The sequence below is a fragment of the Hymenobacter sp. 102 genome (genome assembly GCF_049949205.1).
In the GTDB taxonomy this organism is placed as follows: Bacteria; Bacteroidota; Bacteroidia; order Cytophagales; family Hymenobacteraceae; genus Hymenobacter.
Window position 1 is genome coordinate 2,243,651 of record NZ_CP188172.1, and the last position, 11,898, is coordinate 2,255,548.

Annotated in this window: 8 protein-coding genes; 4 read left to right on the forward strand and 4 right to left on the reverse strand. The window is 59.8% G+C overall.

Features of this window, described 5'->3' with window-relative positions; all coding sequences use genetic code 11:
- Positions 1-27 precede the first annotated feature (27 nt).
- Both ACN19L_RS09715 and ACN19L_RS09720 read left to right on the forward strand, forming a co-directional pair.
- Positions 28-1,026, forward strand: coding sequence for an aspartate-semialdehyde dehydrogenase (locus ACN19L_RS09715; RefSeq protein WP_426493283.1), 999 nt, complete (start codon positions 28-30; stop codon positions 1,024-1,026).
- Between the two features lie 120 nt (positions 1,027-1,146).
- On the forward strand, positions 1,147-2,262 hold the full coding sequence (locus ACN19L_RS09720) for a hypothetical protein (RefSeq protein ID WP_426493284.1): 1,116 nt from the start codon (positions 1,147-1,149) through the stop codon (positions 2,260-2,262).
- A gap of 184 nt (positions 2,263-2,446) precedes the next feature.
- Here the strand turns inward: ACN19L_RS09720 and ACN19L_RS09725 are convergent, their stop codons facing one another.
- Positions 2,447-3,679 carry an isocitrate dehydrogenase (NADP(+)) gene (locus ACN19L_RS09725; protein ID WP_426493285.1) on the reverse strand — a complete coding sequence of 411 codons (1,233 nt, stop codon included), beginning with the start codon at positions 3,677-3,679 and terminating at the stop codon, positions 2,447-2,449.
- A 649-nt stretch (positions 3,680-4,328) separates the two neighbouring features.
- Between ACN19L_RS09725 and ACN19L_RS09730 the strand changes: the two genes are divergently transcribed.
- The gene (locus ACN19L_RS09730; protein ID WP_426493286.1) at positions 4,329-7,079 is read left to right on the forward strand and encodes a TonB-dependent receptor; all 2,751 of its coding nucleotides are present in this window, start codon (positions 4,329-4,331) and stop codon (positions 7,077-7,079) included.
- Positions 7,080-7,122: 43 nt separating this feature from the next.
- Here the strand turns inward: ACN19L_RS09730 and ACN19L_RS09735 are convergent, their stop codons facing one another.
- Entirely contained in the window at positions 7,123-7,881 is a 759-nt protein-coding gene (locus ACN19L_RS09735; protein WP_426493287.1) for an alpha/beta fold hydrolase, read from the reverse strand.
- Between the two features lie 91 nt (positions 7,882-7,972).
- Here ACN19L_RS09735 and ACN19L_RS09740 point away from each other — a divergent pair, with 91 nt between their 5' ends.
- Positions 7,973-8,965 (forward strand): hypothetical protein, encoded by a 993-nt coding sequence (locus ACN19L_RS09740; RefSeq protein WP_426493288.1) that lies wholly within the window; start codon positions 7,973-7,975, stop codon positions 8,963-8,965.
- A gap of 122 nt (positions 8,966-9,087) precedes the next feature.
- On the opposite strand, the gene ACN19L_RS09745 is transcribed toward ACN19L_RS09740, so the two are convergent.
- Positions 9,088-9,618 (reverse strand): YceI family protein, encoded by a 531-nt coding sequence (locus ACN19L_RS09745; RefSeq protein WP_426493289.1) that lies wholly within the window; start codon positions 9,616-9,618, stop codon positions 9,088-9,090.
- 197 nt (positions 9,619-9,815) lie between these two features.
- The gene (gene dxs, locus ACN19L_RS09750; RefSeq protein ID WP_426493290.1) at positions 9,816-11,759 is read right to left on the reverse strand and encodes a 1-deoxy-D-xylulose-5-phosphate synthase; all 1,944 of its coding nucleotides are present in this window, start codon (positions 11,757-11,759) and stop codon (positions 9,816-9,818) included.
- Between the last annotated feature and the right edge of the window lie 139 nt (positions 11,760-11,898).

Below are 11,898 nucleotides of genomic sequence, written 5' to 3' on the forward strand. Positions count from 1 at the left end.
TGCACCTTCGATTAACCTCGCAACTCCATGAAAGTAGCCGTAGTAGGTGCCACCGGCCTGGTAGGCACCGAGATGCTGAAAGTGCTGGCCGAGCGCCAGTTTCCCGTAACCGAACTGCTGCCCGTGGCCTCCGCCAAATCGGTGGGCCAGGAAATCGAATTTCAGGGCAAGAAATACAAGGTGGTGAGCATGGACGACGCCATTGCCGCCCGGCCCGCCGTGGCCATTTTCTCGGCCGGTGGCTCCATCAGCAAGCAGGAGGCCCCGCGCTTTGCCGAAGTGGGTACTGTGGTCATCGACAACTCTTCGGCCTGGCGCATGGACCCCACCAAAAAGCTGGTGGTGCCTGAGGTAAATGCCGAAGCCCTGACTCCGGAAGATAAAATTATTGCCAACCCCAACTGCTCCACCATTCAGATGGTGGTGGCTCTCAACGAGCTGCACAAGCGCTACAAGGCCCAGCGCATTGTGGTGAGCACCTACCAGAGCGTAACCGGCACCGGCAAAAAAGCCGTGGACCAACTGCTGGAAGAGCGCGCCGGTCAGGAGCCCAGCAACCCCGCCTACCCCCACCGCATCGACCTGAACGTGCTGCCCCACATCGACGTGTTCGAGGACAACGGCTACACCAAGGAGGAAATGAAGATGGTGAACGAGACGAAGAAAATCTTCGGCGACGACCAGATTCGGGTAACGGCCACCACCGTGCGCATTCCCGTAATGGGCGGCCACTCCGAAGCCGTGAACGTGGAATTTGCCGAGGAGTTCGACCTCACCGAAGTGCGCGACATCCTGCGCCAGACCGAAGGCGTGGAGCTGGTAGACGACGTGAAGAACAACGTGTACCCGATGCCCAAGGACGCCCACGGCAAGGATGCCGTACTGGTGGGCCGCCTCCGCCGCGACGAAACCCAGCCCCGCACCCTGAATATGTGGGTGGTGGCCGACAACCTGCGCAAAGGTGCCGCCACCAACGCCGTGCAGATTGCCGAGGCCATGCTGAAAATGGGGCTGCTGGAGGGCTAAAAAGTCTCTCTTTCTCTGGTGCGTCATTGAGAGGTATTACTTCAGTAATTAACAGTTATTGCTAAAGCGGCTTGGTGAGCCAGTATTTTGACTCACCAAGCCGCTTCACCATACATCCTTATGAAAGGTATTCCTGTTGCGGCTTTGCTGCTGACTGCCACTGCTTTTTATGAATTTCGGTCTGGTGCTTCTGCTCCCAAAACCTGGCCCTTGGCGCTTGACTATTCCACCGACTTCCGCAGCTTTGCCCCGCTTGATACCGTGGTGCCCCGCTACGAGGTGTTTGTGTCGGGCGAGGCGCACAACGTTGCGGGCAATGAGCCGCGCCACTTCAAGCTGTTTGCCTACCTGTACCAGCGGGCCGGTGTGCGTACGTACGTGAAGGAAGGCAGCTGTACCTACGTGTACTTCGCGGACCGCTACGTGCAAACCGGCCAGCCACAGTGGCTGGATTCGGCCTTCACCTCGCTCCGGCAAACTGATACGCTGCACTTGGCAACCAGAAGCGAAAGAGCGTTGTGGAGAAACCTGCGTCAGCTGAACGCGCAGGCTCCCGCCGACCAGAAAATTCAGGTGGCAGCCATCGATACGGAGCCCTACTGGACCAACAGTCTGCTCCGCGACCTGGTAGCCCGCCACCCGCAGGTGCCCGCGGCGCTGCAGAGCACTGTGCAGGAACTCCTGACCCTGCGCAGCCAGCAACCATTCGACTTCATGCAATTGCACCGCCTCGACCGGAAGCGGATGGCTCCCGTCCTGGACCGGGCCTGGGCACTGGTGCAGGCCCACGAAGCCGAGGCCCGGGCCTGGCTCGGTTCCGACTACCGCCACCTGGCCATGCTGGTGCACAACCCCGCCGCCCTGCACCGCAGCGACGGTGAACTGGCCGACAATTTTGAGCGCCTGCGCCAGGAGCTACCCGCGGGCAAGTTCTTTCTGCAGTACGGCCGCCTGCACGCACAAGTACACAAAACCACCCTCACCGGGCCCTGGCTGGCAAACGCCCTCAACCAGCGGTACCGCGTGCTGAGCTTTCACCCATTCTACCAGAACTGCCAGTCGGCCTGGTCGTCCAAAGCATACCCCGACGAGCGGTTTTTCTCGTCGTCGGAGCAGCGCAGCCTGCAGGCCGCGGCCACCACGCCCCACACATTACTGCTTACCTCCACCCCCGCCTGGCAAGCCTTGCGCCCTTACGGGCAGGTGTTCATTGTGGAGAAAGATCTACGTTTTTAAGCCGGCTGTCAACCTGCTGCTTGCAGGTCTGGAATTGGGAAGAGTAGTATTGACACCACTCTCCTTCACTTAGCGGTACGCGCTGGTAGTGGTTGCCACATTTCCTCAACTACCTCAATTCACACAAAAAAGCTCCTCCGGATACCCGGAGGAGCTTTTTTGTGTGAATTGAGGTACCAGCAGCTTACTTAGCCAGCTTCTTCTTCAGGTTCTCGTCCAGCGCGGCCAAGAACTCCTCGGTGTAGAGGTAGTCTTTGCCGTGCTCTACTTTGTTGCCGTGGATGCAGACGGCCAGGTCTTTGGTCATTTTGCCGCTTTCCACGGTTTCAATGCACACCTGCTCCAGGGCGTGGCAGAAGTCAATCAGTTCCTGGTTGCCATCGAGCTTGCCCCGGAACTCCAGGCCGCGCGTCCAGGCGAAGATGCTGGCAATGGGGTTGGTGCTGGTGGGCTTGCCTTTCTGGTGGTCACGGTAGTGGCGCGTTACGGTGCCGTGGGCAGCTTCGGCCTCCATCGTGCCGCCGTCGGGCGTAACCAGCGTGGAGGTCATCAGGCCGAGCGAGCCGAAGCCCTGGGCAACGGTGTCGGACTGCACGTCGCCGTCGTAGTTTTTGCAGGCCCACACGAAGTTGCCGTTCCATTTCAGGGCCGAGGCCACCATATCGTCAATCAGCCGGTGCTCGTAGGTGATGCCGGCAGCCTGGAACTTGGCCAGGTAATCCTGCTCATAAATCTCCTGGAAGATGTCCTTGAAGCGGCCATCGTACTTTTTTAGGATGGTGTTTTTGGTGCTCAGGTACAGAGGCCAGCCCTTGCTCAGGGCCTGGTTGAAACAGGCGTGGGCAAAGCCGCGAATCGACTCATCGGTGTTGTACATGGCCAGGGCCACGCCGTCGCCTTTGAAGTTGTACACCTCAAACGACTGGGTTTCGCCGCCATCTTCGGGCTGGAAGGTGATGGTGAGCTTGCCCTTGCCTTTGGTCACGAAGTCGGTGGCGCGGTACTGGTCGCCGAAAGCATGGCGGCCGATGCAGATAGGAGCCGTCCAGTTGGGCACCAGGCGGGGTACGTTCTGCATTACAATCGGCTCCCGGAATACGGTGCCATCCAGGATGTTGCGGATGGTGCCGTTCGGCGACTTCCACATCTGCTTCAGGTTGAACTCCTTTACCCGCTCCTCGTCGGGGGTGATGGTGGCGCACTTGATGCCCACGCCGTACTGCTTGATGGCGTTGGCCGCGTCGATGGTTACCTGGTCGTTGGTCTGGTCGCGGTACTCAATGCCCAGGTCGTAGTATTTAATATCGAGCTCCAGGTAGGGCGTAATCAGCTTGTCCTTGATAAACTTCCAGATGATGCGCGTCATTTCGTCGCCATCCAGCTCTACTACCGGGTTTGCTACCTTAATTTTGGTCATGAGTAAGTGGGGATTAAGTGGTCTTTCTGGTTATGCCAAAGGTGTGGCGGGGAGTGCCTGAAGCCGTATCATCGGGCCAAGCTACGGCCCCGGCAGCTAACAACACCCACCAAGGCCAGTGGTTATTACGCGCCGGGCCCGGGCGTGGGGCACAGACCGGCAAAGTTGCCCAGATTTTTGATTAGCAACGCACTTCGCCCACAAAATCGACTGCGCATTTCTGTCAAGGGAAGAACGGATAATGTGCAGGAGCCTGCAGCATGGCTTTCCGGGGCACGTAACACGCCTAAAAAACGGCGTGCAGAGCCCAACCAGACAGTTTGCGCTTCTCAGAGCCTGGTAACCCGTGGCATAGTATGTACGCTCCGTTCTACTCGGTTTACGGCTGAGCTGCAACGTCGTGCGAAACCTGTTGTCAATGGCTGCAAATTGAAATAATAAAAAAATGCATTCTGGTGCGAAAGGTATTTTCTCACCGTGTCAGAATATGGATTAACCTATATAAGAGCCATGCCGACAGAATATAATTGCACTTTCAGCAGGATATCGGCAACTTGTTAACGTACCCGGCCAGCTCTACCAACACCGGATAATCCTACACGATACTGGCCCATTTCCGCCCTGCTGTCTTACCTGCCCCTTAGCACCTATGCTTGCTTCTGTTCTCCTGCTGGCTACCGGCACTCTGCTGGCGGCTCCGCCCCCCGATGGGGTTCCGGCGGCCACCCGTCGCCCATTGCGGAAGCTCCAGATACCTGCCCCGGCCCAGATAATCAGCGGAGTGGTACTCACTGAAGATGGACAACCACTTCCCGGGGCCACAATTTTTGTGAAAGGCACCTTTATCGGCACCAGTACCAATGCCAGTGGCGAGTTTGTACTGGCCCGGGATGCCCGGCCGCTGCCGTTTACGCTGGTGGTAGCCTTCGTGGGCCACGTCACGCAGGAGGTAGCCGTAACGGATGCCGCCGCCCCGCTTCGGGTGGTGTTGCCCTATAGCACCGAGCAGGTAAGCCAGGTGGTGATGTCGGCTTCGCGGATTGAGGAAAACATCCAGCTCAGCCCCGTAACCGTGGACAAGGTGAGCCGCACCGATCTGGAGCGGCAGGCCACCCCTGAGCTGCTGACCAGCCTGGCCCGGCTGAAAGGGCTGGATATCAGCTCGGCGTCCATGCTGTTTACCAGCCTGAGCACCCGAGGCTTCAACACGGCCAAATCGGAGCGGGTGGTGCAGCTCACTGACTACCAGGACACGCAACTGCCTTCCCTGGGACTAAGCCCCGGCAATCTGCTGGGCTTGCCCGAGCTGGACATTGAAAGCGTGGAGATTATTCACGGGCCGGCCTCAGCACTCTACGGAGCCAACGCCCTGAGCGGGGTTATCCTGTTCAACTCCCGCGACGCGTTTGTGTCGCCGGGGTTGGGCGTGCGGCTGCGCGGCGGGCAGCGTACCTTACTGGATGCACAGGTACGCTACGCCCACAAACTCAACGAGCGGCTGGCCGTGAAAGTAACCGGCAGCGCCCTGCGGGCCCGCGACTGGCTGGCCACTAATTACGCCGCTGCCGCCACTTCCGCGAATCCCGCCGGTTCGCCGCTAGGCTACGACCCCATCAACTCCTATGGTAACTACGGGGTGCAGTTTACGCCCGCGCCCAACCCCGTGCTGCCGGCCAATATCAACCCCGAGCTATACGGGCAAACGGTGTACACGCCCGGCTTTTCGGAGCGGGAGCTGGTAGCCGGCGACGACTACACCAGTTCCTACCGGCTGCAGGGCACCGCCGCGTACCTACTGCGGCCCACCCTGAAGCTCACGGCCGAAGCGCGCCTGGCCCAGGCCACGGCTACCTACCAGAATCTGAGCCGCTTCCGGGTGAAGGATCTGCAGGCCCAGCAGTACCGCGCCGAGCTGAAAAGCAGCCGGGGCTTCGTGCGCGTTTATACCACCCACGACGCGGCCAACCGCTCGTATGAACTTAATCAGCTGGGCAATCTGCTGCAGGAGGCCCCCGACCGGGAGGGCAGCAGCCGCTCGTTTGCCCAAACGTATTTCGCCACTTATAACACCGAGTACACCCGCCAGCGCCAGGCCGGCACCGAGGTAGAAGCGGCCCGGCGGGCCGCCCAGCAGGCCGCAGATGCCACCCGGCTAACCCCAACCAACCCGCGCTTCGCCAGCCTGCGCCGGCAGATAATCAACGATGACGAGCCCGGCCGGGGAGCCCGCCAACGCTTCGGGTCCTGGCTCACGGACCTCAGCGCCCAATACAGCTTGCCGGTATCTGATTTTGGGACGGTGCTGACGGCCGGGGCCGCGTACCGCCACTACCGGCTGGGCTCGGATGGTCAGTTGTTTGCCGATACCACCGGCCGGGCCCTCACCAATTACGAGTACGGAGCCTACGGGCAGATTATCCAGACGCTGCTGCACGACCAGCTGAAGTTGTCGGCGGCGGCGCGGGTAGATGAGTTCCGCAACTTCACTACGTCGCTTTCGCCGCGGGCGGCAGCGGTGTATTCAATGGGTCCTGACCAGCGTCATAACTTCCGGGCCAGCTACGGACAGGCCTACCGGGCCCCCTCGCAACTGGAGCAGTACGTGTACGAAGACCTGGGCTACGCCGTATTCGTGGGCAACGTGCGCAACGGCTACCAGGGCTACCGCGCCACCAACGACCAGGGCCAGGCCTTCGGCACCACCCCCGACCTCGGCAGCTTTCAAACTACCCTGGCCCCGCTGGACCTGGAGCGGGCCACTACCTGGGAAGTGGGGTACCGGGGGCTGGTGCTGCCCAACCTGTATCTGGATGCCAGCTACTTCCGCAGTGAGTACCACAATTTTATAGCTACCCAGATTATCCTGAGCAACGTGGACGGCAGCCGCCCTACCCTGCCGCAAATTGCGGCTGGCTGGCCTACCTACTCCGACCGGACCCAGCCTACGCGCATCCTGTTCACTTACTTTAACAGCCGGCAGCGGCTGCACACGCAGGGCGTCACGGCGGCCCTCACCTACACCGGCTGGCGGACGGTGGTACCCACGGTCAACTACTCGTTCAATGACCTGAACCGGAGCGAAGTGCCCGCCGGGGTGGCTACGTACTTCAATACGCCCCGCCACAAGTTTAATGCGGGAGTTTCGGGCACGATAAACCGGTTTGGCTACCTGCTCAATTACCGCTGGGCCCAGGGTCATTACCAGGAAATGCCCTTCGCGGCCGGTTACGTGGCCAGTTTCAGCAGCACCGATGCCTCCGTGCGCTACCAGTTGCCCAAGTTGCAGGCGGTACTGCAGGCGGGCGTCTCCAATGCCTTCGATGCCCGCAACGTACAGGTCATCGGCGGCCCCCAGATAGGCCGGCTGGCGTTTGCGGGGGTGGAATTGAACCTGCCGTAGAGCATGTTTGGCAGTTTAAAAGACCGTCATGCTCGGTGTACGCTTACTTCCCAAACACTCCGCCCGCAAAATCTACCACGGCGCGGCGCGTCAACTCGGGCTCCTCGAAGTAGCCGAGGTGGCCGACGTTGCTGAGCAGCAGGGCGTGACTCTGGGCCGGTAGGGCCAGTTGGGGCAGCAGGCTTTCGGTGGGCACGGCCACGTCATCCTTCCCCGCGATGAACAGCACCGGGAAGCGGGCTTCTTTCAGCACTTTGGTGCGGTCAGGGCGGTTTTTCATGGCTTCCAGCGCCCCCAGCACAGTAGCTTCGGGGGTGGTTTTGCCAATTTCCTCCAGAAACTCCCGCTGTTCCAACAGGCACTCCCGGTTGGCCGGCGCAAACAGCGGCCGGATAAACGACTCCATGAACTTCTCTACCCCGTGGCGGCGCACAAAGTCCATATTCTTCTCCCGGTTCGCCTTTTTCTCGGCCGTATCGGGCAGGGCGGTGCTGTGGAACAGCACGAGTCCGGCTACCATTTCGGGGTAGCGCTCGGCAAAGGCCAAAGCCACGTAGCCGCCCATGCTGTGGCACACCAGCAGAGCCCGCTCCACGTTTTTCTGGCGCAGTTGCTCGGCTACGTAGCGGGCCTGGGCCTCCATGGAGTAGTCCCGGATATCGTGCACGTTGGTGCCGTGGCCGGGCAGGTTGAGCGTGAGCAGGCGGTAGCCGTCGGGAAAGTCGCGGGTGAATTCCGTCCATACTTCCCGGGACTCAGCAAAGCCGTGGAGAAACAGGATGGTGGGCTGGGCAGTGGTCATGGGAGAAGGTCCGCCGTGCAAAGCGGGAAAAACTGGTTGAACGGCCACAATTACGCACTTTTGCCCGGTTCGTTTTTTCAACTGTGCTCCTATGTCCTTTCTTGAGCGTCGATATTATCACTATGCCATTGCCGTGGCGGCGGGCTTATTCGTGGCGCTACTGGGCCGTTTCGTGTTTGCCAGCACTGGTTTTGCCAATGGTGGCGGGTTATTGATGCTGTGTTTCCTACTGCTGATTCCAATGGCTTTGGGCGCGGTTACGGCCCATTTCACGCCCGGCTATATGTCGCGCACGTGGCGGGCCGTATGGGGACCACTCTGTACCGTCCTGCTATTTCTGTTCTGCGCGTTGCTGTTCCATTTGGAGGGGATGATTTGCGTGCTGATCATTTCGCCGCTTTTCCTTTTCACCTCCTGGCTGGGGGCCATCCTCTACCTGGCCATAACCAACGACAAACCCGACAAAAACCGGACGTACACGGTGGCGGCATTTGCGCTGCTACCGTTTCTGCTGGCCCCACTCGAAGCCCAACTCACCACTCCCACCGACAATCGTCGCGTCGAAAACACTATTCTGATTCAGGCTCCGGCCGCCGTAGTGTGGCAGCATATCATCCGGGTACCGCCTATTCAGGCGCAGGATTTAGGCCCCAGTTTGGTTGATAAAATCGGGTTTCCACGCCCAGTGGAAGCCACGCTCAGCCACGAAGGAGTTGGCGGGGTACGGCGGGCCACATTCGAGCGAGGCGTCGAGTTCATTGAGACGGTGGACTTGTGGGAGCCGCAACGGCGCTTATCGTTCAGCATTGTGCCCAACACGGCCACCATTCCGCCCACCACTTTCGACGAGCACGTAACCGTGGGCGGCCGGTTTTTCGACGTATTGCGCGGCACCTACGAGCTACAACCCGCCGGCCCCGGCCGTACTCGTCTCGTACTCTACAGCCAGCAACGCCTCAGCACCCGCCTCAATCCCTACGCCGGCCTCTGGACCGGTTATGTGATGAGCGAAATCCAGCGCCGCATTCTGGAAGTCATTAAGCGGCGGTGCGAAAACACGCAGCAGAGCACTGCCTGCCGCTAACACCAAAACGCCCGCTTCCTGACGCAGGAAACGGGCGTTTTGCAATGAAACCTCGTCGCAACGGGTGGTCCGATTGAACGGGCCTTCGGTGTGCGGCCCGGCGCGGGAGGTAAAGTGGCTGCTTAGGCTTGCTTGGCGAACTGCACGCTGGCAATCAGCTTCACGTCTTCGCCCACCACAATAGAACCGGCTTCGGTGATGCCTTCCCAGGTCAGGCCGAAGTCTTTGCGGTTGATTTTGCCGCTCACTTCAAAGCCGGCCTTGGTGTTGCCGTAGAAGTCGGTAGCGGTGCCGCCGTACTCCACATCCAGCGTAACGGGTTTGGTTACGTCCTTGATGGTGAGGTTGCCGGTGAGCTTATAGTCGGAGCCCGATTTGGTCAGGCTCGTCGATTCGAAAGTGATGTTAGGATAGGTACCTACGGCAAAGAAGTCGTCGGCTTTCAGGTGCTGGTCGCGCTGCTCCTGGTTCGTATCAATGCTGTCCACGTCGAGGCTCATGCGTACCTGGGCGTTGTCGAACGAGTCGCCCTCGGTTTCGGCCGAGCCATCAAATTTCTTGAACGCGCCGGTTACCGTCGAAATAACGAGGTGCTTGATCTTGAACTGTACTTCGGAGTGCATCGGGTCCAGAACCCATTTGGTAGTTGCCATAGTCGTATGGGATGATGAGAGGAAACAAGCCCGGCCACAAACCGTCGCCGCCGACTTCCTGACAAATGTACGTACTTATTTTACAAATGATGTATGTACATATATTTATTTTTAACTTATAGCTCCTGCCTAACCGTCAAAACGAAAAAGCCCCGCCGGATGAATCCAGCGGGGCTTTTTCTACCATCAATACCAGCTTACAGCAGTATCGTTTCCAGCGGCGCGGTAACGGTTACTTTCCCGCTCATTTCGCGCAGGGCGGCGGCAATGCCGGCGGCGTCGAAGCCGCATTCCTTGTACAGCTCATCCTGGGTGCCGTGCTCCACAATGCGGTCCGGAATGCCGAGGCGCTTTACGGGCAGCGAGTAGCCGTGGTCGGCCAGAAACTCCAGCACCGCCGCGCCGAAGCCGCCGGGCAGGCAACCGTCTTCTACCGTTACAATGGCCTTATACTGGCGGGCAATGTTGTGCAGCATTTCCTCATCCAGCGGCTTACAAAAGCGCATGTCGTAGTGGCCGGGGTTGAGGCCCTCGGCTATCAGTTGCTGGGTGGCTTTCACGGCGTAGTTGCCGATGTGGCCGATACTGAGCACCGCCACGCCTTCACCCTCGCGCACCACGCGGCCGGTGCCCACCGTAATTTTCTTCAGGGGCTTGCGCCATTCAGGCATCACGCCTTCGCCGCGGGGGTAGCGGATGCTGAACGGGCCGGCGTTTTCGGGCAAAGTGGCCGTGTACATCAGGTTGCGCAGCTCTTCCTCGTTCATGGGGGCCGATACTACCATGTTGGGAATGCAGCGCATGTAGGCCAAATCGTAGCAGCCGTGGTGGGTGGGGCCGTCGGCACCGGCAAAACCGGCGCGGTCGAGGCAGAACACCACGTGCAGCTTTTGCAGGGCCACGTCGTGCAGCACCTGGTCGTAGGCGCGCTGCATGAAGGAGCTGTAGATGTTGCAGAACGGCACCAGGCCCTGGGTGGCGAGGCCCGCGGAGAAGGTCACGGCGTGCTGCTCGGCAATGCCCACGTCGAAGGCGCGGTCGGGCATGGCCTTCATCATGATGTTCAGCGAGCAGCCCGAAGGCATGGCCGGCGTCACGCCCATGATTGTAGAGTTCTGCTCGGCCAACTCCACGATGGTGTGCCCAAACACATCCTGATACTTGGGCGGCTGGGGCTTCTCGTAGGTTTTAGTGTGAATTTCGCCGGTTACCTTATCAAACAGGCCGGGCGCGTGCCACAGCGTCTGGTCCTTCTCGGCCAGCGCGTAGCCTTTGCCCTTCACCGTGACGCAGTGCAGCAGCTTGGGGCCCGGAATGCTCTTAAGGTCTTGCAGAATGGTAGCCAGGTGCTGCACATCGTGCCCGTCCACGGGGCCGAAGTAGCGGAAGTTCAGGGCCTCAAACAGGTTACTCTGCTTGAGCAGCGTCGCCTTCATGGCCGACTCCACCTTGCGGGCAATCTGCTGGGGATTGGGGCCGAACTTGCTGAGCTTGCCCAGCACGTTCCACAGCTCGTCGCGCACCTTGTTGTAAGTGCGGGAGGTGGTAATATCGGTGAGGTATTCCTTGAGCGCGCCCACGTTGGGGTCGATGCTCATGCAGTTGTCGTTGAGGATAACCAGCAGGTTGGATTTCTCCACCCCGGCATGGTTAAGGGCTTCAAAGGCCATACCAGCCGTCATGGCCCCATCCCCGATGACGGCAATGTGCTGACGGTCAAATTCGCCTTTGTAATCAGATGCCACGGCCATACCCAGCGCTGCCCCGATACTGGTGCTGCTGTGGCCCACGCCGAAGGCATCGTACTCACTTTCGCTGCGCTTGGGAAAGCCCGACATGCCGTTGTAGCGGCGGTTGGTGGGGAACCGGTCGCGGCGGCCGGTGAGGATTTTGTGGCCGTACGCCTGGTGGCCCACGTCCCACACCAGCTGGTCGTAGGGCGTGTTAAACACGTAGTGCAAAGCCACCGACAGCTCCACTACGCCCAGCGAAGCGCCGAAGTGGCCGCCGTAAATGGAAACCGTATCGATAATAAACTGCCGCAGCTCCTGACTAACCTGCACCAACTGGTCGGGGCTGAGCTTTTTCAGGTCATCGGGCGAGTTGATTTCCGCCAGCAGGGCACCAGGTTCGACAATCATGTGCGGGGGGTAGGAAGAAGGAATACTTGCTAGGCAACCGGCAACCAACCCTAAAGGTTAGGCAGCTACCGGGTGGGTAAATGTACAACAGGCAAAGGTACGGGTTTTCCGCGCGGCCGGTTGAACCGTCGAGTTACGA

Bases quoted from the DNA above. Each gene is read 5' to 3' on its own strand.
- dxs (WP_426493290.1), bottom strand. From the start codon at position 11,759: ATGATTGTCGAACCTGGTGCCCTGCTGGCGGAAATCAACTCGCCCGAT.
- ACN19L_RS09740 (WP_426493288.1), top strand. From the start codon at position 7,973: ATGTCCTTTCTTGAGCGTCGATATTATCACTATGCCATTGCCGTGGCG.
- ACN19L_RS09725 (WP_426493285.1), bottom strand. From the start codon at position 3,679: ATGACCAAAATTAAGGTAGCAAACCCGGTAGTAGAGCTGGATGGCGAC.
- ACN19L_RS09745 (WP_426493289.1), bottom strand. From the start codon at position 9,618: ATGGCAACTACCAAATGGGTTCTGGACCCGATGCACTCCGAAGTACAG.
- ACN19L_RS09730 (WP_426493286.1), top strand. From the start codon at position 4,329: ATGCTTGCTTCTGTTCTCCTGCTGGCTACCGGCACTCTGCTGGCGGCT.
- ACN19L_RS09715 (WP_426493283.1), top strand. From the start codon at position 28: ATGAAAGTAGCCGTAGTAGGTGCCACCGGCCTGGTAGGCACCGAGATG.
- ACN19L_RS09720 (WP_426493284.1), top strand. From the start codon at position 1,147: ATGAAAGGTATTCCTGTTGCGGCTTTGCTGCTGACTGCCACTGCTTTT.
- ACN19L_RS09735 (WP_426493287.1), bottom strand. From the start codon at position 7,881: ATGACCACTGCCCAGCCCACCATCCTGTTTCTCCACGGCTTTGCTGAG.